The organism is Flavobacterium phragmitis, assembly GCF_900112575.1.
In the GTDB taxonomy this organism is placed as follows: domain Bacteria; phylum Bacteroidota; class Bacteroidia; order Flavobacteriales; family Flavobacteriaceae; genus Flavobacterium; species Flavobacterium phragmitis.
Genome location: NZ_FOMH01000011.1, coordinates 48,112 through 70,295 on the forward strand (window position 1 = coordinate 48,112; position 22,184 = coordinate 70,295).

General features: G+C 33.2%; 12 protein-coding genes. 4 read left to right on the forward strand and 8 right to left on the reverse strand.

The features are described from left to right. Window positions 1–122 precede the first annotated feature (122 nt). Together BM289_RS18760 and BM289_RS18765 are read right to left on the reverse strand one after the other, a co-directional pair. Window positions 123–1,556 carry an HmuY family protein gene (locus BM289_RS18760; protein ID WP_244165415.1) on the reverse strand — a complete coding sequence of 478 codons (1,434 nt, stop codon included), beginning with the start codon at window positions 1,554–1,556 and terminating at the stop codon, window positions 123–125. Window positions 1,557–1,574: 18 nt separating this feature from the next. After that, window positions 1,575–3,734: a TonB-dependent receptor plug domain-containing protein gene (locus BM289_RS18765; protein WP_091496412.1), complete on the reverse strand. Its 2,160-nt coding sequence runs from the start codon at window positions 3,732–3,734 to the stop codon at window positions 1,575–1,577. A 105-nt stretch (window positions 3,735–3,839) separates the two neighbouring features. Between BM289_RS18765 and BM289_RS18770 the strand changes: the two genes are divergently transcribed. Next, entirely contained in the window at window positions 3,840–4,742 is a 903-nt protein-coding gene (locus BM289_RS18770) for a DUF6607 family protein (RefSeq protein ID WP_091496414.1), read from the forward strand. 83 nt (window positions 4,743–4,825) lie between these two features. Here the strand turns inward: BM289_RS18770 and BM289_RS18775 are convergent, their stop codons facing one another. From BM289_RS18775 to argS, 3 genes are all read right to left on the reverse strand, one after another. Continuing rightward, window positions 4,826–6,277, reverse strand: coding sequence for a RagB/SusD family nutrient uptake outer membrane protein (locus BM289_RS18775; RefSeq protein ID WP_091496416.1), 1,452 nt, complete (start codon window positions 6,275–6,277; stop codon window positions 4,826–4,828). A 10-nt stretch (window positions 6,278–6,287) separates the two neighbouring features. Further along, complete coding sequence (locus BM289_RS18780) at window positions 6,288–9,449, reverse strand: SusC/RagA family TonB-linked outer membrane protein (RefSeq protein WP_091496418.1); 3,162 nt, start codon at window positions 9,447–9,449, stop codon at window positions 6,288–6,290. 654 nt (window positions 9,450–10,103) lie between these two features. Continuing rightward, window positions 10,104–11,882, reverse strand: coding sequence for an arginine--tRNA ligase (argS, locus tag BM289_RS18785; RefSeq protein WP_091496420.1), 1,779 nt, complete (start codon window positions 11,880–11,882; stop codon window positions 10,104–10,106). A gap of 331 nt (window positions 11,883–12,213) precedes the next feature. On the opposite strand from argS, the gene BM289_RS18790 reads away from it, so the two are divergent. Further along, on the forward strand, window positions 12,214–14,631 hold the full coding sequence (locus tag BM289_RS18790) for a TonB-dependent receptor (protein ID WP_091496422.1): 2,418 nt from the start codon (window positions 12,214–12,216) through the stop codon (window positions 14,629–14,631). A gap of 97 nt (window positions 14,632–14,728) precedes the next feature. On the opposite strand, the gene BM289_RS18795 is transcribed toward BM289_RS18790, so the two are convergent. Continuing rightward, window positions 14,729–15,400 (reverse strand): copper homeostasis protein CutC, encoded by a 672-nt coding sequence (locus BM289_RS18795; RefSeq protein WP_091496423.1) that lies wholly within the window; start codon window positions 15,398–15,400, stop codon window positions 14,729–14,731. Between the two features lie 97 nt (window positions 15,401–15,497). Next, window positions 15,498–16,505: a 3-oxoacyl-ACP synthase III family protein gene (locus BM289_RS18800; protein WP_091496425.1), complete on the reverse strand. Its 1,008-nt coding sequence runs from the start codon at window positions 16,503–16,505 to the stop codon at window positions 15,498–15,500. 265 nt (window positions 16,506–16,770) lie between these two features. Here BM289_RS18800 and BM289_RS18805 point away from each other — a divergent pair, with 265 nt between their 5' ends. Then, a complete protein-coding gene (locus BM289_RS18805; protein ID WP_091496427.1) occupies window positions 16,771–19,182 on the forward strand; it encodes an alpha/beta hydrolase family protein in 2,412 nt (803 codons plus the stop codon). A 110-nt stretch (window positions 19,183–19,292) separates the two neighbouring features. Here BM289_RS18805 and BM289_RS18810 read toward each other — a convergent pair whose 3' ends face one another. Next, complete coding sequence (locus BM289_RS18810; protein WP_091496429.1) at window positions 19,293–20,243, reverse strand: ABC transporter ATP-binding protein; 951 nt, start codon at window positions 20,241–20,243, stop codon at window positions 19,293–19,295. A gap of 140 nt (window positions 20,244–20,383) precedes the next feature. Here BM289_RS18810 and BM289_RS18815 point away from each other — a divergent pair, with 140 nt between their 5' ends. Then, window positions 20,384–22,183: a hypothetical protein gene (locus tag BM289_RS18815; protein WP_091496431.1), complete on the forward strand. Its 1,800-nt coding sequence runs from the start codon at window positions 20,384–20,386 to the stop codon at window positions 22,181–22,183. Window position 22,184: the final 1 nt, after the last annotated feature.

Here is a 22,184-nt window from a genome sequence, read left to right on the forward strand (position 1 = left end):
AGAAAAATTCTAACCTCCTTATCAAAAAAAAATAAAAAAAACAAAGCTAGTGATTGACTAAATTTTAATGCTTTTTATTAAAAAACAACCTCGAGTAATCAAATTATTCGAGGTCATTAAATTTATTTCAACAATGCATATTGGAATTTAGGAAATCCTCTTTCCCCTGTTTCGCTTGCACCACCAGTGAATTTCAATTTATAGATATTTCCAGCTGGATCTTTAACTACAAAGAAACGATCTGTTCTTAATACAAACGCAGAAACTGGATTTCCATCAGGACCTGTAGCACTCGTACCTCTCCAGTTTGAACCAATATTTCTTTGATCTTCTGTAAATTTAGCATTGTCAACATTTGCTAATGTGAAAGCATCATAAGTATAAGCACTTGTAAGTACTTGGTAAGTTTTAGCAGTACCTTTAATGTTATTTAAAATAAAATCTGGATAGAAATATGGAGTTGTTCCTCCAGGAATAATGTTAGTAAAAGTTGTGAAACTTAAATCCCATTGATTTTTTTGTGGCTCAACACTTACTTGTTTTTTATCTAATAAACTAAAAAATGTGAAGTTGTAAGCACTATTTTTTGAAACAAGAACTTCTTCGTGAGTTGTTGCAGCAATATCAGCATACTGAATTTTATAGTCAGTTCCACTTCTTAAAATTCTGATTTTTTTCCATCCTCTAGAAGTTCCCCCAGCAGATCCCTCAGATCCGTTTGCAGGTTTAACTGTTGCTGGATTACTACCCATATTAATTAAGTAAACTTTATTTTCAGAATCTGTAGCAGAAACATCAGCGATAGCAGTTTTGAAAGTATCAGTTGCAGAAAATGCTCCTGTTGGATCATCAATCTGAGTAGAATTTCCTTGACCTTGATTAATAATCATTGTCTCATCTGCCACTTGCACTTCGTCTATATTAGTAGTCGCAAGTTGTTTTGCAGACATTTTTACAGAGCTGTTCAAAACAACTTTAAAAGTTCCTCCAGAATAAAATCCTAAGTCCCAAGAAGTTCTCACAACACTTGTCATTTTACCAGTGCTTAAATCTACATAAACCTGATTTGGCTGTAATGAACCTCCAACTTCAGGAGCTAAAGCAGTTCCTAAAGAAGCTGTTTCATTAAAATTCAATTGGGTTGTTTTATTTGCAGCGATATTTGCACCGTTTGAGGCACTAGCAATGGTAAAGATTACATTTTTCACTTCATCAGCCGCTGCATTTTTTATTTTGTTAAAAGTAAAAGTTACAGAAGTTGCATTTTGTTCAAAAGGCACTACGATTTTCTTTTCAGTGCTACTAGCTACAGGAGCTGTTGTAAAATCTGTCGTGTAAACTGCGGCAGTCGCTGTATAAGTAATAGTCAAAGATCCAGCTGAAGGCACAGGAGCAGAAAACTTTATCTGAACAGGAGTCTCTGCACTAGTTACATGCTGTGAAGACTCAGCAAATGCTACAGAAACTGATGCACCGCTATTATCACTGTCATCATTGTTACAAGCCGTAAAAGCAAGTAAAACAAAAGACATAATTAAAATAATGTTTTTTTTCATTTGATTTGTGTATTAGTATTAATTAAGATTTAAATTATAAGTGAGCTTAAGAAAATAGGAACGACCATATCCTAACAACAGATCCGTACTGCCTGCCGCGTGAGCACCTCCGGTCGAATCCCCTCCTGCATTTCTTACTGATTGAACACTTGTAATGTCAAACAAGTTTCTAGCACCAACCGTTACTTCAAATTGATTTTTGAAGAATCCTTTTCTAATCGATGCATCCATCCAGCTATATGGTTTTATTTCTTCTAAGAAGAATGCCGCTGTTCCATCTGTAGCTGTTCCTGCCACAAATCTTTGCTGCTGTCCATTATATTTGTAATAAAGTGCAAAAAGTGTATTCCATTTTGGAACGTTATATGAAATACTAGAATTCAGCTGAAGAGAATACAGAAATTTATCATCAGAAGTTAAATTCAAAGCCGCCAAATCTAGTTTTCTAGAGATTCCTACTACTGCTGCTCCTATTTTTCCAGTAAAATTTTTGTAAGTATATTGCTCTGTGCTTGAGATATTCCACATTTTATATTTATTGATATTTACATATCTATAATTTTGAGTTGGGGTTACCTGAGTCAGAACCATATCAATTCTATCATCAACATCCATATAAGTTACCGCCAAATTATTCGCAATTTGAGCACCCGAGCCTAAAGCACAAGCTCTTTTAAAACTAACCTCATACGATGTACTATTTTCTGGAACCAAATCAGGATTGCCTTGCATGTTATGATTAGAGTCTACAAAATAGGTATAGAGTTCATCAAAATTTGGAGTACGGTATGATTTACCCAAAGAAGCTCTTGCTTCTAATCCTTTTTTGAAAAGATATCTTAACCCCAAAGAACTTGCATACTGATTGTCAAATCTAGACTGAATAGAATAACGAAGACCTGGACGAATCGAAAACTTATCGCTTAAACTAATTTCAGCAACAGAAAAGATATCATAATTTTCAAGCCTTTTTCGTATATCAACTGCTTGTTGTTGGTCATCTTTAAAAGTACCAGCCGATGCGTCATAAAATCCATTTTCATTGGTAATTTCATAACCTAACTGAAAATCAACTTTCGGATTATTAAAGAAATTACTCAATGTTCCTGTAGAGTAAAAAACTTCTTTGGATTGATAAGTCTGCCTATCATTCGCAAATTCATCTTTTGTTTCAATTTGATAATTAAATTTTTCAACATCACGTTCTTGCTTTTGATGTGATAGAGAAACATTATAATTCAGCCTAGAAAAAAGTTTTCCATTAGAATTTAAATGGTGGTAAAAACGATTTGTTAAGAAACGTTTATCGTTTGTAAAATAGGTTTCAGGAAAAGGATAATTATCCTGTGGAATTAAAATTGGACTATAAAAATGAACATTTTCTCCGTAGTAGTCGAATTTGTAGAAAATCCTGAAATTATCTTTTTGATAGCCTAACATTGTATTACCTACCAATTGATCTTTCGGCAACCACTCATAACCACGTAAACCATCATTAAAACCATAATCTTTACCCTTTTTATTATCATAAAACCCAGCAAAATCGTTACGGTTTCCACCAATATTTAAGAACCAATGTTCATTAAAATTATGTGCTATTTTAGCCGATTGAATATGCCTTCCTTTATCAAAAAATGCATACTCGTTACCCACAGTTTCTTCTTGAACCGTTGCACTAATCTGCCATCTATAACCACCGCCTTTTTTTGTGATAATATTCAAAATACCACTTACTGCATTAGCTCCGTGAGTAACTCCCATTGAACCTTCTATAATTTCGATACGCTCTACATCATCAAGGTTAACTTGAGTTAAATCAACATTAGTTCCCATTCCCGTATCACTTACCAATGGAATATTATCTATCAATATTTTAAAATATTGCGCATCCAGTCCAAACATAGAAACTGTAGAACGTCCATCACTACCGCTAGTTCTAATACTAATATTTAGATACTGATTCAAAACATCTGAAAGATTATTAGCAGCTAATTGTTTAATATCCTCTTTAGAAATCACTCGAACATTAAAAACTGACTTCTTAATTGACTGAGGTTCTAACTGACCTGTAACAACAACCTCAGAAAGTTTTTCTTTAGATGCCACACTATCTCTTTGCTGGGCAAAAGAATAAGTACTAAATAACAGCACAGCAAAAAGGGTAATTCTAATTTTCATTATTTTTATTGAGTCTTAATAATCAATGCAAATATATAACTATTTTTAACTATTCTAAATAAATTTTATATATTTGCGAAAAATTTAAATACAAAACAATAAGTTATGATTTCGAAAAGTCTTTTAATGTCAGCCGCTTTGGCTTTAACATGCAGTCTTGGTTTTAGTCAGGACAAGAAACAACAAGATATTAAGTCTATTAAATCAATGTGCGGTTGTTATGAAGTGAAGTTTAATTTCACTGAAACATTCTCATATCCAAAAGATTCTCTTACTTACAAACCATCTGAGACAAAACACGAGTCGGCTTTAGAATGGGTACAATTATTAGAAGATACTCCTAACAAAATTGTGATGCAGCATTTACTTATTGTAAGCCCTGATATGATTATCAAACACTGGAGACAAGACTGGTTATACGAAAACACAGACTTATATTCTTTTGACAAAGGAAATTCTTGGAAATACAAAAAATTAGATAAAAAAGCGGTTAAAGGACAGTGGACTCAAAAAGTATATCAAGTAGATGATAGCCCTAGATACGAAGGTTCTTCAACTTGGGTACATGTTGATGGAAAAGATTACTGGGCAAACGTTGCTGACGCTCCGCTTCCTAGAAGAGAGCAGACAAAACGTAACGATTACAACGTTTTAAAAAGAAGAAACATTCACGAAATCACTGCTACAGGATGGAATCATGAGCAAGATAACGACAAATTGGTTCGTGACGATGCAGGAAACGATGTTTTGTTAGCACAAGAAAAAGGATTTGACGTTTATACTAAAGTAGATGATTCTAAATGTATCGCTGGACAAAAATGGTGGGCAGCAAACAATGCGCTTTGGAAAAACGTTCGCGATAAATGGCAGACTCTTTTTGACAGACATAAAGACTTAAACTTAGAAGCTAAAGTAGACAGAAAAGCACTTTACTCTTTATTGTTTGATTTAAAACCAGACACTGCAAAAGCAGAAACAGATAAAATCATTGACAAATTTGTTAAGTAATTAGAATTAGTTGTTATAAAAAGGCCGGAAGTTTTGAGACTTCCGGCCTTTTTTTGTTTAAAATCTATTATTTAGCAAAACAATTATCTATTATTATTGATGTCTTTTGGAATTAACGGATTAGCATCAATTTCGACCTGAGGAATTTTAAGAAAAAATCTTTTGTCATCAGCAGTTAGACTTGCTACAGCTCCTACTCTATGATTTCCAGTTCTGGTAATTCCTCTTCGCAAACGCTTTGCATCAAACCATTCGATTCCATTTTCTCCATATAATTCTTTTCTTCTCTCCACTAAAATTTCATCAATTAAGGCCGATCCAGTTGCAGTAGACTTAATTGCATTAACATCTCTGTTTTTTTGCAATATATAAAGTAAAGCATGCCCTCCATTGTCATCTCCTAATCTTACTTTAGCTTCGGCTTCAATTAAAATCATTTCGGGCGTTCTGATAATAGCGTTATCGCCAGAGAAACTAAAAGCAAACTTACGTGTTATCCAATATCTATAATCATTTACATCAGTAATTGATGCACTTTTCTTTTGAAAATACCCTCTAACGTCTGTAGGAGAAAACAAACTTACAAAATCACGATTAATAAATCCACATGCATAAGAAGGCACCATATGATCCATCATAGAAGCCGGTGCATTATAATAATAGTTTGACTGATCTGATCTTTGGGCACTACCCCAAATCCATTCAATATTTGTATAATCATCAAAACCTGAACGATAACCAGCAGAATTCAGCACTGCAGTTGGATTTCCACCATAAGATGCGTTTGCCGCAGTCGCAGCCCCCGACCAGTTACCCATTACCTGATAAACTTCTGCTAAAATACCATTGGCAACATTTTTATTAATATATGACTTTCCTAAACGATCTGATGTTAAGCCATCCACTGCTTTTATTAAATCAGACTCAATAAATTTATACAACTCTCCAACTGTTGACATTGCTTTTCCTGTTTTTGTTGGTTCAGTATAAATTGGTGGCGCTGGATAGTTTAAATCAACTGAATAAGAAGGACAATAATCCAAAACTAACTGATGGTAAAAAAATCCTCTTAAAGCATATCCATAAGCTGCTAACTCCTTTTTGTCTGCATCTCCTAATGCTGAACTTCCTTCAACTCCTTGAATTAAAGTATTTGCTTGGTTAATCATAAAATAACAATAAGTCCATACAAACTTTGTTCTTCTATAAGTAGGTTCCCTATTATTGTTTTCATAATCAGATCCAAACCAGTTATTTGCTAAAATTAAATCATTCCCCTTAACACTTCTGGCAAAAAATATCGAGTTAAGACCTGCAGTATCTGTTGCTGATGGAGTATCTGTTGTTGAGAATTGCTCCCTAAACTCTCTCATTATTCCTGAGATAAATGCCTCAACCCCCTTTCGTGAACCAAATACAACTTCTGGAGAAACACCGTCAGTAGGCACAGGTTCATCAAGAAATTCCTTACTACATCCCACCATTAAAAACAATGCCATTGTGGCAATGCAAATTTTTGAAATTAAATTTTTCATATATCTTTTTTTAGAATTCTACATTAAGACCAACAGAAAGTACTCTTAAGTTATACGACCTGCTATTTGTTGTTCCAGCAATACTCTGTTCTGGATCAAGCCCTTTATGAGACTGATAAGTAAATAAATTATCTCCTTGGAAATACATCCTCAATTTTGAAAGATGTGTTTTATCTAAAATGCTTTGCGGGAAGTTATAGCCAAAATTCAATGCCTTTAACCTCACATAATCATTTTTAAATAAAAATCTTGTAGATTGAGCATTAAAATCATTGGCTGAAGCTAGTAATAATGGAACGTCTGTAACATCTCCAGGCTTTTGCCAACGGCTCAGAGCATCTTGACTTACTGCTCTACCTGCAGTTTTATATCCATCCATTAAACTTGCATAAGTACTATCATATACATAAGAGCCAAAACTAAAATTAAACAACAGATTAAGATCTATATTTTTATATCTAAAATAGTTTGTCAATCCACCAGTAAAATCTGGCAATGATGATTTACCTGTGTAATATCTTGTTGCTTCGCTATACTTTTTTGTAGTGACTCTTTCACCTGTTGGTTTCCCATCTGTTCCTATCACATCTTTATACCACATTCCATAACCAGTTTCAGGATCTACACCTGCCCAATCCTGGATATAAAACTCATATAATGAACGTCCAACTTCCCACCTTTTAGTCCCTTGTAGAATAAATTCCTGCGGAAGTTGCATTATTTCATTTTTATTAGAAGTAAGATTTACACTTGAAGTCCAATCAAAATCCCTTGTTCTAACATTTTTTGAACTCAAAGAAAATTCCCATCCCGAGTTTTTTATGGTTCCTATATTGGTTGTTATACTTGTAGTTCCAGTTGAAGTTGCTACTGGCATAGGAAAAATTAAATCAATAGATTTTTTACTGTAGTAATCAACTGTCCCAGTTAATCTGTTTTTGAACAACCCAAAATCTAAACCAATATCTGAAGAAGCAGTTTTCTCCCAAGTTAAAACTGGATCAACTGCATCGCCTAAAATTACCCCTGTATTATCTAATTCATTATAACCAACAGCATAAGTTTGTTTATAAGGGAAATAAGATGGATTGTTTTTTCCACTATCTATTCCTACATAAGCAATACCATCTAAAGCTTGGTTATTTCCTAATTCACCATAAGATGCTCTTAATTTTAAATCGCTAATAACAGAACTTTCTTTTAAGAAATTCTCTTGAGACAGTAACCATGAGCCTCCGATAGAATAAAAACCACCCCATCTAACTGGTGCTCCAAATCTTGTAGAACCATCTCTTCTGTAAGATCCCTCTATAAAATATTTTTCTTTATAATTATAAGCCAAACGCCCTAGATAGCTTGACAATCTATCTTCCGCTATGTATCCACCTACACTTGTAGGATTAGTGCTTCCTGACAACACTTTCACTCCAGGCAAATAACCTTCTCCTTGTGCATTGAAACCATCAAATTGAAATTTATAAGCTTCCTGTATTAAATCCGCAGAAAAATTATGATCACCAAAAGACACTTTATAATTTAAGCTATTAATTAAATTAGTCGACTTTGATATATCTCTATATTGAGTGATTCTACCATTGACACTAGCTGCATTTCCTACTTCACTATTTGAATAATTAAAATAATCATATAGATAACTATCATACGCCAAATTAGTTTTAAAAGTTAAATTTTTAGCCAATGTAAACTCTAAATAAGCATTTGCAGTATAGTTATCACGCTTGTTTCTTACCTTATAATTAAATAATGAACCATAAGCATTCTCATTATTAAATGCCGGTCTGTTACCATTTATCAACTGACCTGGCGTGGATCCATAATCAAAAATCTTTTCTCCTTTTCCGTCTAAAACTAAATCCCCGTTATCATCCCTTTTATAAACAGGGTAAATAGGTGAAACATTATAAACCCACTGAATAGCGCTTTGATAAGCGGTTCCACTTTGATTAGGAAAATTTTGATTTGAAGTTGAATAAAACATAGTTGCTCCAACTTTTAACCAAGTATTTACATTCGTATCAAAACTTAAACGTGTTGTGCCTCGTTCAAATTTCGAAGTAGCTACATTACCCTCTTGTGATAAATAATTAGATGTAAAGAAATATCTGGTATTAGTACTTCCTCCAGAGACAGATAATGTATTTTCCTTTCTAATCGCCGCTTTGTTTGTTATTAAATCTGCCCAATCTGTTTCCCATTTTTTATTAGTAGTTACTAAATTACCATTTGCATCAACTGGAACAGCAGCCGTATAAGGGTTATATCCTAATGTTGAAATCAGATTTTTTGAAGCGTTCGCACCAGCTACTGTAGCAGTTTGTCCACTAACATATTGATTTGAATTTCTTAATGCCTCCCAGTTAAGTTTCATGTAATCATCTGAACCGATCATTTTTTGTAAAGGACTGGCATTATCTGCAAACCCAACAGTAGATGTAAAACTAACTTTTGGTGAACTATTTAATTTTCCTCTTTTAGTAACAATGAGTATTACTCCATTTGAACCTCTTGACCCATAAAGAGCTGTTGATGAAGCATCTTTTAAAACCGTCATTGACTCAATCTGATCACTACTGATAGTATTTATGTTTCCACTAAAAGGAGCACCATCTACTATAACTAAAGGCTCTGCAGAAGCATATACAGAATTAACTCCTCTAATTCTAATAGTAGGATTCTCTCCAGGCATACCACCTGCCGAAATAATATTAACCCCCGCAACGCTCCCTTGTAATGCATTTACAACACTTACATTCTGTTGCTTTTCGATAACATCAGAACCTACAACTGAAATAGACCCGACAACTTCTTTTACTTTTTGTTTTCCATATGCCACTACGATAACCTCATCTAGAGTTTTGTTTTCCTCTTGAAATTTAACATTCAAAACAGACGAAGATCCAACTGTTTGGATCACATCTTTCATTCCTACATAAGAAAACACTAACACATCTCCAGTCTTTGCACTAATAGTATATTTACCATCAAAATTAGACTGCACTCCATTTTTTGTTCCCTTTACCATAATATTCGCACCAGGAACTGGTCCCGAAATATCAGATACAATTCCAGAAATTTTTCTTTCCTGTGCAAAAATTAATTGTACTCCTGTAATTAAAAACAGTAATACAATTTGCATAATTTTTTGTTTCATTATTTTTTTGTTTTGAGTTATTGAGGGCTAACTTAAAAATTTAAAATAATTTTAACAAGATTTTTATACAATTTAACATTATAAATTGAAATACTTATACTACAAAAAATAAAATTGCTTGGTAAAAAAGAAATAAATAACTCACAAAAAAGTTAAAATGAGAAGAAAAAGTAAGAAAAACGAGAAATCGTTTAACATTACCATAATTTTTCAAGAGCCAATTTCCTGCAACTTAAAAGATGAAAAAAACCGTCTAAATAAATTTTAGACGGCTTCTTAATTCCTTACCATTTTAGACTAAACAGGGTACTAATTCAAAATAGTTAAAAATGAATATAAGGAAGATATTTTCAGCTGATAGTATTACTTAGAAAAGATAGCTATTATCAATTTTGAAATAGTTTCGAGAATGAATGACTAAAACATCAAAATTGGAAGAAATATACTTTACAATATTTATTAGGAGTGGTATATTGTTTTCAGAATTCTTAGACAAACGTAAACAAAACAAATATAGTTTCCTACAAAAAAAAGTCTTACAACTAAAATATGTCTTATCTTGATATTTCTCAATCTTTTAGAGGTAATTTCCAAAAACAAAAAAGCCTGACAATTTCAAAACTGTCAGGCTCTTGTATATTGGTTTTACTGAGATTACATTCTCTCTGGAACTTCAATTCCTAATAACTGGAATGCAGACTTTATAACTTCGGCTACTTTTTGAGAAAGTTGTACTCTGAATATTTTTTTAGTCAAATCAACTTCACCTAAAATATGTACTGATTGATAAAATGAATTATACTCTTTTACCAAATCATACGTATAATTAGCAATCAAAGCTGGACTATGATTTTGTGCTGCATTCTGAATTACTTCAGGGAAAAGCTCGATTTGTTTTACCAATTCTTTTTCTTTTTCGTGAAGCTCTTCAATTTCAATTTTAGCAGAAAAATCGAAATCGGCTTTGCGGATTATAGACTGAATTCTAGCGTAGGTATATTGAATAAACGGACCTGTATTTCCAGCAAAATCAACTGATTCTTCTGGATTAAATAGAATACGTTTCTTAGGATCAACTTTCAAAATGTAATATTTTAAAGCTCCTAAACCAATTGTCTTATATAGTTTTGCTTTTTCGTCGTCAGAATAACTGTCCAATTTTCCTAAGTCTTCAGAAATTTGTTTTGCTGTATCTGTCATATCCTGCATTAAATCGTCTGCATCTACAACAGTTCCTTCACGACTTTTCATTTTTCCAGAAGGTAAATCTACCATTCCGTATGATAAGTGATATAAACTTGAAGCCCAGTCAAAACCTAACTTTTTAAGAATTAAAAACAACACTTTAAAATGGTAGTCCTGTTCATTTCCAACGGTATAAACCATACCTCCAACATCTGGCATATCCTTTACACGCTGAATTGCGGTTCCAATATCTTGTGTCATGTAAACCGCAGTTCCGTCAGAACGCAATACGATTTTACGGTCAAGACCTTCATCGGTTAAATCAATCCAAACAGAACCATCAGGATCTTTTTCAAAAACACCTTTATCTAAACCTACCTGAACAACATCTTTTCCTAATAGGTACGTATTGCTTTCGTAATAATATCTGTCAAAATCAACTCCAAGATTGGTGTATGTTGTAGCAAAACCATCATAAACCCATTGGTTCATTTTTTTCCAAAGTGCAATTACTTTTTCGTCTCCGGCTTCCCATTTTTTCAGCATATCCTGCGCTTCTATAATAATCGGCGCTTGTTTTTTGGCTTCTTCTTCTGTTTTACCAGTTTCAATTAAGCCATTGATTTCAGTTTTGTAAGCTTTATCAAACTCCACATAATACTTACCAACCAATTTATCTCCTTTTAAACCAGAAGTTTCAGGAGTTTCTCCGTCTCCGAATTTCTCCCAAGCCAGCATTGATTTACAGATATGAATTCCTCTATCGTTTATGATTTGGGTTTTATACACTTTTTTACCTGAAGCTTTTAAAATCTCTGCTACAGAATATCCTAATAAATTATTACGAACGTGTCCTAAATGCAAAGGTTTATTGGTGTTTGGAGAAGAATATTCTACCATTACTGCTTTTTCAGCAGGATTTGGCTGCACAAAACCAAACTGTTTACCGTCTTTTATTCCGTTAAAGAAATTGACATAATAACTGTCCGAAATTACAATATTCAAGAAACCAGATACTACATTAAAGCGTGCTACCTCCGAAACATTTTCCACTAAATAGTTTCCTATTTTGTTTCCTAATTCTGCTGGATTGCTTTTTATCACTTTTAACAATGGAAAAATTACCATTGTAATATCGCCTTCAAACTCTTTTCTGGTAGTTTGAAACTCGATTTTTTCAACAGTAACATCAAATAATGCCTGTATTGCTTGTTGTATAGAAGGTGTTAGAATTTGTGCTAATGACATGTAAACTTATTTTAAAGTGAGCAAAGATACTGCTTATTCATCAATTAGAGAAAATCAAAAACATATTAAATTCAAGAAAAGAATTTGAATTTGGCAAAAAAGCGGAATTTTTTATTGTTAAAATTATCAAAAAATCAAAAGCCTAATCTCTTACAAAACAAGCAGAGAGAAACTTTTTATATTTTTTTTTTCAATTTCTTGTAACATAACAAACACATGAGAGTCTTAATAGAGACTTCAATTTTTTATTGAAGCAAGAAAAAAATAAAAAAAATAAAAAGTAACTAACACAATCATCATCAATCAAATCAAAACAATCAACAAGAAAATCATGAAATTAAAATTCTTTCTGTTCGCGTTATTGGGGGTAATCGCGACAGCACAAGCTCAGAATACGGGAACCGTTTCTGGAAAAATCACGGAAAAGTCAAACAGCATGCCTATTTCTTATGCGACTGTTTCTCTTAAAGAAAATGGAAAAGTAGTTTCTGGTGTAAATACAGACGATAATGGAGACTTTTCATTTAAAAATATTGCCTTAAAAAGTTATACCATAGAAATTCAATACATTGGATTTAGAAAATATATTGGTTCTGTTCTTTTAAGCGAAAACAAAAAAAATGCAACCTTAAATATTGCTCTTGAAGAAGAAGCAACACAGCTTAAAGGCGTGAATATTGTCGCAGAACGTTCTACAATCGAACAAAAAATCGACAGAAAAGTAGTCACAGTTGGTAAAGATTTAACCACTGCTGGAGCTTCTGCATCCGATATTATGAACAATATTCCTTCTGTGAATGTGGATCAGGACGGAAAACTTTCGCTTCGCGGCAACGACAACGTTCGTGTATTAATTGACGGACGTCCATCTAATATTGATCCTGCTCAATTATTGAAACAAATTCCATCAACCTCAATCAAAAAAATTGAGCTGATTACCAATCCAAGTGCCAAATACAATCCGGAAGGAATGTCTGGAATCATTAATATTATTTTGCATAAAAATGCGAATACTGGTTTTAATGGTACTTATAGTGGAGGAATTACTTTTGGAGAAACTGCTAAATTTAACCAATCTCTAGATTTAAATTACAAAACCGGAAAAGTGAACTTTTTTGGAAACGCTGGTAATAACTCTGGAAAATATTTTAATGATGGTTTTATCAAAAAATTGGATCAAAGCCTTACTCAAAGATTAGACATTGTCAATGACGACGAATCCTATTTGTACAAAATTGGAATGGACTATTTAATAGACGACCATAATACCTTGTCTATCTATACTAACCAGAATAAATCGACTGGCGTTGGTTTGGTAAATACTGACATTGATTATATCAATTCTCCAGAGAACATTGCTAATATGTATCAAAAATCAAGATACGAAGGACCAAATACGACTGGTACTTACAATTTAGCATACAAACATATCTTTAAAAAAGAGGGACATACTTTAGATTTTGAAGGAAACTACAGCGACACAAAAGAAAGTCAAAATGCCAATTTTGACAATACAGTTACAATGACGAACAATGCTGTAAGTTCAGAAATTTATAATGATTTCTTGAGATATGACCGAAAACTAAGTACTTTGAATGTCGATTATGTTAATCCGTTAAACGAAAAAACGACTCTTGAAGCTGGAGCTGAAGCTCGATTAACAAGAACAGATAACGATTACAATCGAGTAAATAATCAAGATCCTACACAGAATTTAGTTTCTAATTATACTTATGATACTGATATTTATTCTGCTTATGTGACTTTTGGACAGAAATTCAAAAAAATCAGTTACCAAGTGGGTGCTCGTTTTGAAAGTTATAAAATGCAAGCAGATTTAAATCATGGTGAAGTGAAGTATGACGATGATTACCTTACTTTATATCCGTCTGCTTATTTAACCTATAACTTAAATGATAAAAACACTTTACAATTTAGCTACAGCCGTCGTGTGGATCGTCCGAGTTTAGAACAGACAAAACCAATTCGTGAGTTTTCTACTCCACTAGTAACTTCTTATGGAAATCCTGATTTAAGACCTCAGTTTACTAATTCTGTCGAAGTAAATTATACTAAAACTCTTGAAAAAGGAAGTTTTACTGCTGGTGTTTTTGTGAGAAGTATTAATGACCAAATCAGTAGAATTTTATATCCAGACGACACAGATCCAAGCGGAAATAAACAAATTATGTCTTTCACGAACTTTGATCATAATACAGCTTATGGATTTGAAGTTTCATTGAACTATAAAATTACAAAATGGTGGGATATTCAGCCATCTATTGATTTTTCAAGTATCAACCAAGAAGGAGTTGTGTCTAAATATCATGAGGATAGAAATGAATTTATTTCAGAAAACAGATCCGTTACTGTTGCCGCTTTCAACGGACGTATGAACTCTAATTTTAAAGCAAACAAACGTTTAAGTTTCTTGCTTTTTGGTTTCTACAGAGGTGCAGTTGACGGCGTTCAGAACAATAGTCACGAAATGTATAAAATGGATATTGGTTCACGCTATACTTTGCTAGACAATAAAATGAACATCAGTGTACGTTTTAATGACGTTTTCAACACTATGAAATATGCGTTTGATACTAATTATCCTTATCCACAAGCAGGTCAGTTTACATGGGAGAGCCAAACGGTTTATTTAGGTCTAACTTACAACTTTGGAGGCGGGAAAATCAAAAATTTACAACGTAAACAAAGAGACGATAATACTAATAAAGGCGGAGGCGGCATGTTCTAATCTCCGTTTTTATTAGATCTATTTTTATATTTTAAATAATTTCTTGTAGAAAAAAAGCCTGGAGTATGCCAACTCCAGGCTTTTCTATTTTTAGGAACTATAGAAAGTTTTTAAGTTCTTTTATTTCTTCTGGATTTGCAGTTTCAGAATTATTTGTAACGGCAGATGAATGATAAAAAGTCAAATCCAATTTATCCTGCAGCAATTTTATATTCGAAGACCTCAAGCCGCCACCAGGCATAATTTCAATTCTGTCTCCAGCCAATTCCTGAATTCGCTGCAAAGCCAAAATTCCTTCCTCTACATTTACTGCCTGACCCGAAGTAAGAATTGTTTTGAAACCACAGTCTATAACATCTTCTAATGATTTTTCTACATCTTTCACCACATCAAAAGCACGGTGAAAAGTACAAGAAAGCGGGTGAGCCAAATGCACTAGTTCTTTATTCTGTTTTTTATTAACTTTTCCGTTATCTTTCAAAATGCCGAAAACAAAACCGTCTACGCCCAGTTTTTTAAACTGCTTGATATCTTGTTTCATTTCTGTCAATTCTTCATCCGAATAAACAAAATCACCACCTCGAGGTCTGATAATTACGTGCATCTTAATCTTTAAATCTTCACGGACTTTTACCACTAAAATTGAATTTGGTGTAGTACCGCCAAGCTTCATATTTTCGCAAAGCTCGATTCTGTCCGCCCCATTTTCCTGTGCTATTATTGCCGATTCGTAATTAAAACAAGCTATTTCGAGTTGATTTTTTTTCATTGTAATAAATTCATGGTATTTCAAAACACGAATGTATAAAAAAACCTGCTCAGCAAACACTGAACAGGTTTAAAAAATATAATGTAAGATGATTATTTTACCATTTAATAATAGCACTTGCCCAAGTAAATCCACTACCGAAAGCAGCTAAAACTACAGTATCCCCAGATTTGATTTTTCCTTGTTCCCAAGCTTCTGTCAAAGCAATTGGAATAGAGGCTGCGGTCGTATTTCCGTATTTCTGGATATTATTATGAACCTGATCGTCTGTTAACTGAAATTTGTTTTGAATAAACTGGGAAATTCTCAAATTCGCCTGATGCGGAATCAGCATATCGATATCTGAAACTTTCAGGTTGTTCGCTTCTAAACCTTCATTAATAACTTCAGCAAAACGAACTACAGCATTTTTAAAAACAAACTGACCATTCATATATGGATAATAACTTTCGTCGTTCGGATCGTTGTCTGCAATAATATCCGTTACCCAGCGCGCTCCCATTCCTGGTGCTTGTAAAGCCAGTTCTTCTGCATGTTGTCCTTCAGAATGCAAATGAGTAGAAAGAATTCCTTTAGTCAAATCTTCTTCACGGCTCAAAACTGCCGCTCCTGCCCCATCTCCAAAAATTACCGAAACCCCACGTCCGCGAGTGGTCATGTCTAATCCTGTAGAATGTACTTCGGAACCAATTACCAAAATGTTCTTATACATTCCGGTTTTGATATATTGATCGGCAACAGAAAGTGCGTATACAAATCCAGAACATTGGTTTCTAACATCTAAAGCACCAACTGTTTTTAATCCTAAATCTCTCTGCACCAAAACTCCTGGTCCTGGAAAATAGTAATCTGGACTCAATGTAGCAAAAACTACAAAATCAATATCTTCTTTGGCAACGCCAGAACGTTCGATTGCAATTTTAGCTGCTTTCACTCCCATTGAAGTTGTGGTATCTTCTCCACGAATAATGTGTCTTCTCTCCTGAATTCCTGTTCTTTCCTGAATCCATTCGTCATTGGTATCCATTATCTTAGACAAATCATCGTTAGTCACCACATTAGAAGGAACATAATATCCTAAACCAGCTATTTTTGAATGATACATATTCTATTATTATTTATTAAAAAATTGGAATGCAAATTTACGCATACTTTAAAATATACGTACACAAAATACTATTTTTTTCGTAATTAGCAATTTAATATCATCTAATTATACATTGCTTTGAATGGTTTTATATTTTGATAAAGCAACATTTTGTGTTATTCTCTGAAAAAAATTAAAAATAAGAACTAAAATGTAACAAGACAAAAGTATTTTAGACAAACATTTTTGAATACCTATTTTTCAAACCCATAAAACTCAAATTATGAAATTAAAGATTACCTTATTCTTACTTTTAAGTTTTGGATCTTATTCTTTCGCTCAAGAAAATCTAACCTATCAAAAACCTTCAAAGTCAATTCTCGATTTAGCCGATTATCAAAGAGCTCCAAGTGTATTTATGGATACCAAAAAAGAAAATATACTTTTTATGTATCGCAACACCTACAAAACACTTGACGATCTAAATCAGGACGAAGTTCGTTTGGCTGGTTTACGAATTAATCCGGTGACCAACATTTCAAGCACGGCAACGTATTTCAATAATCTTAAACTTAGAAAAGTAACGGGCAAAGAAGAAATTCAAGTTTCAGGTTTACCAGATAATCCAAAAATTGCCAATATCCTTTGGTCTCCAAACGATAAAAAAATTCTATTTTCTAATACTGCCGCTACAGGTGTAGAACTTTGGGTTATAGATGTTGAATCTGCAAAAGCTACAAAACTTACTGAAGCAAAAGTAAATGCTAATTTAGGAAATCCGTTCAGCTGGTTTTCAGACAATGAAACGATTTTGGTAAAAATGCTTCCAAAAAACAAACCAGCTCTTTTGGACTCTAAAAAAGATTTACCAACAGGACCAATTGTATCCAATACTTCTGGAGAAAAATCTCAAAACAGAACCTATCCTGACATGTTAAAAAACAAAAATGATGAGGTTAATTTTGAAAACAGCATTACTTCTGAATTGTATAAAATTAAATTAAACGGAGATGCCGTTTTGTTTAAAGAAGCTGCAATGTTTGCTGGCGAAAGAATTTCGCCAGATGGTAATTACATTATGCTGACTACAATTCAGAAACCCTTTTCTTATGTTGTTCCTTTAAACCGTTTTCCTTCTAAAACCGTCGTTTATGATCTTAGAGGAAAAGAGATCAAAACAGTTAACGAAGTACCATTAAACGAAATTATGCCAAAAGGTTTTATGGCAGTTCGAAAAGGAAAAAGAGAAATGGCCTGGAGAAACGATAAACCAGCAACTCTTGCTTATGTAGTAGCATTAGATGAAGGTGATCCTGCCAATAAAGTTGATTTTAGAGATGAGGTTTTTCTTTGGGATGCTCCTTTCGATACAGAAGCTTCTTCATTAGTAAAAACACCACAGCGTTTTACTGATATTACTTGGGGGAATGATAATCTTGCTGTTCTTTCTGATGAATGGTATGATACTAGAAATACTAAAACGTATTTAATAAATCCATCGAATCCAAGTCAGCAGCCAAAACTAATTACGGATAGAAACTCTCAGGATGTTTATTCTGATCCAGGTTTTTTTGAAACCAAAAAAAATGAATACAACAAACCTGTTCTGGCTATCGAAAAAGATAATCTTTACAGAATTGGAGAAGGATATACAAAAGAAGGGCAATTTCCTTTTATAGATGAATTTAACTTCAAAACATTACAAACCAAACGAATTTATACTTCTCCTTATAAAGACAAAAAAGAAGATATTTACGAAATTCAGGATTTTAAAACGGGTAAAGTTTTGGTATTAATTCAGTCTAAAACAGAGTATCCAAATTACTATTTCAGAAATATTAAAAAACAAAATAGTTTAACTCCAATTACAGCGTTTAAAAATCCGTTTGAAAGCATTAAAAACGTCAGCAAGGAAGTCATCAAATACAAACGTAAAGACGGATTAGAACTTTCTGGAACTTTATATCTTCCTGCTGGTTATGATAAAACGAAAAAAGAAAAACTGCCACTTTTAATCTGGGCTTATCCAGCGGAATATAAAGACAGAAACAGTGCTTCACAATCTACCCAAAACTCAAACGAATTTACATTTCCATATTACGGATCTTTTGTTTATTGGGTTACCAAAGGCTATGTGGTTCTAGACGATGCTGCTTTTCCAATTATTGGAGAAGGGACTACAGAACCAAACGATAATTTTATTTCTCAGTTAGTAGACAACGCTGCTGCTGCCATTGATGCTGTAGATGCTTTAGGCTATATTAATCGTAAAAAAGTAGCTGTCGGCGGACATTCGTATGGTGCTTTTATGACAGCGAACTTATTAACGCATTCTAATCTTTTTGCCTGCGGAATTGCAAGAAGCGGTGCTTATAACAGAACATTAACTCCGTTTGGTTTTCAAACTGAACAGCGTAATTACTGGGAAGTTCCAGAAGTATACAACACCATGTCGCCTTTTATGAATGCTGACAAAATGAAAACTCCAATTTTATTGGTTCATGGGGAAGCCGATAATAATCCCGGAACTTTCACACTGCAGACAGAACGTTACTTCCAAGCTTTAAAAGGTTTAGGCGCGCCTGCAAGAATGGTTATTTTACCAAAAGAATCGCATGGTTATGTAGCAAAAGAAAACATCTTACATCTACTTTGGGAGCAAGATCAGTTTTTGGAGAAATATTTGAAAAACTAATTTCAATCATATCCTAAAAAAAACAAACCCCACAGGTTTAAACTGTCGGGTTTATCATAAGAATTAAATATTTTTCAACCCGATAGAGTGAAAACTGTCGGGTTATTTTTTTATAAATAGTTTAAAGCTAAAAATACTTCTTGCTCCAAAGGTAAATCTATTTCGCTTTCAAAAAAGATTAACTGTCTTTTGTAAACGGTTTCAATTAAATAATGACTTCCTCTAAAATAAGTTCTTCTAATTTTTACCATCAATTTAGATTCCGAAACCATTTTAAACTGATGTGGATACACCAATGTTTTATGTGTTTCGTCTTCGTAAGGCAATAACAAATGTGTTGGAATTTCATTTACTTCACCAAATAATGAAGCGACATATTTTATTTTTGGATCTTCATAAATTTTTGAAGGATCATCTTTAACAAGCACTTCTCCATTTCGCATTACAATCGCTTGATCTGCAAAAGACAAAGCATCTGTACTGTCATGTGTTGCAATGATACAAGTAATTCCTTTTTGCTTTAAATAACGGAACAAGTTACGGCGAAGCGCATTTTTTCTAAAAGCATCAATCTGGCTGAATGGTTCATCCAGTAAAATTACTTCTGGTTCCAGAGCTAGAACTCTAACCAATGCTACACGTTGCTGCTGTCCACCACTCAAAAACTTAGTTTTCACATTAGCAAACGAATCCATTTCTACCATTTCGAGCAATTCCTGAACACGCAGTTTTTTCATGTTGGCAAAACCATTCGAAAGAAACTTACCTACGTTTTCTGCAACAGTTTCATACGGAGACAAATCAAAATCCTGCGCCAGATATTTCATATACGGCATTCCGGGAATCAGATTAAATTTTGGTCCCAAAATAGGTTTCCCTTCGTAAGAGATATTTCCTTCATCTAAATCATACAAACCGTATATAAGTTTAAGCAGCGTACTTTTTCCGCAGCCACTTTCTCCAATAACAGCAATGTTCTGACCTTTCTCTATAGAAAAAGAGATGTTTTTTATAACGGGGCTGTCGGTATAAGTAAAAGATATATTTTGAATGTCAAGCATGAGTTGTAATATGAGAGGTCAAATTTACAATGTTTAATTTCTAAAGTCAAAAAAAAGCGGCGCCAATCCATAGTTTTGTTTTTTGTACTATTATTTTTATATATTTAACAAAAATTTAATCAGTATTTATCCTAAAAACCATGAACCAATTATTTAAAAAAATTCTAAGCTTTTTATTATTATTTATATTTATTCCTTTCAGCAGCTGTGAGAAAGATTCTGAGCAAGATTCTTCCAAAACCAAAACAAAATACAATTTTACTGTACGTGAGGTTTCATTAAGCAGTCTATCACACGATACAGAACTTTTAAACATAGCTGGTAAAATAAAACCTAAAAAGTCAAATCTTAGCGGTAAACTAATCTATGATCCGTTAAATGATTTCTACTTTGATGACACTTCAGGAAAAGAAATTGTAGCTGAGAATGGACAAAAGTCTTACACATTTCAGATAATCACTGATGATGATAACTCTAAGGTAGAAAATTTATTATTTACTCAAAAAGAAAATGGTGAGTATGATGCCTATAGAGTACAATACAATTTTACAGAAGAAGAGTTAAAAGCGATGACAATCGAAGATATAGCTGTACAAAAGGCCAACTATACACTTATAACATCTAGCAAGCCTAATTTCACTGGAAAACCAACTGCAACATGCTGGTCTATAGAAGTATGGGTAGATATTACTCCTGACCAGGGAGAAAATGTAGGATTCTATCAATCAAACCCCTATTCGGGGGGCTACATATCTATTGCAAAAGTCTGTTCGCAAACTAGTACAGAAATAGAAACAGGTACAGATCTTGACGGAGGCAATAGTGGCTGGGGAACAGGTACTTTTAGCGGTAATCAAGGTCCAGTATCGGGAAGTAGTATATATACAACTCCAGTCGTGACACCTGGAACTAAATTTATAAAAAGTATATATCCAAAGATTTTAAGAAGTGATTTTTTTAATTTATCTGAAAAAGCGCATGAATTAAGTTTTAATTATCTCAACCTTCATAATTTTGATGCAATATCTCAAAGTAAAGTTAGAGGGGCTTTAACTAAACTAAACGTCTTTAATCTTTCTGAATTACCTTATGAAATTCACACTGGAATTTTTGATAATTTAGTGAAAAATGATTTCTCCTTTGAAAGTATATATTTTGGAAATTATATCATCAGTTTAGGCTATGATGCAGTAAATTTAGACATTCCAGCTTCATTTAAATCACCAATGAATATTGACCGAACAGCTATTACAAATGCTACTACTGAGGGGGAAAAATTCAATACCATTTATGATTATTTAACGAAATCACTAGAGTTTAGAAAATTATTTTTAGACATATTTAACAATAGCGACAGATTTAACGTTAAATTTGAAATTAATGACCATGTTTATGAAAATAATGATCCCTCAAAAAAAGAGGTTCATGCAACAACAAGTCAGGACCCTATAACAAAAGCGCTGACAATAAAAGTTAGTAAACAAATATTGATTTCGGGAACTACAATGAGCCAAACAAATATAGAAAATGCCAAAACCATTTTACACGAATGTATACACGCATATCTTTTCGTAAAAGCAAATAACCCTAGTGTTGGCGCAGATTTTGTAAAAATTCTAGATACAATGTATCCAACTGTTAATGAGCAACATGATTTTATGTATAGTAAAATGATTCCTACTATGCAAAAGGCACTATCTGAGATTAGAGATTTAGTGACAACTCAAACAGGAAGGACTGAAGTGCAGGCACGAACAATGCATCCCACTATAACACCTATGACTTCAACTCCTTGGAATTGGGACGAATATTACAAATACCTCTCTTTAAGTGGCTTAGACGAAGTTAATTGTTTTAAAATAGATTTCCCTGTAGGTTCAGATCAATGGAATTTATTAGGAAACTATGTAAAATACGGTCATGACGATTTACAACACTAAA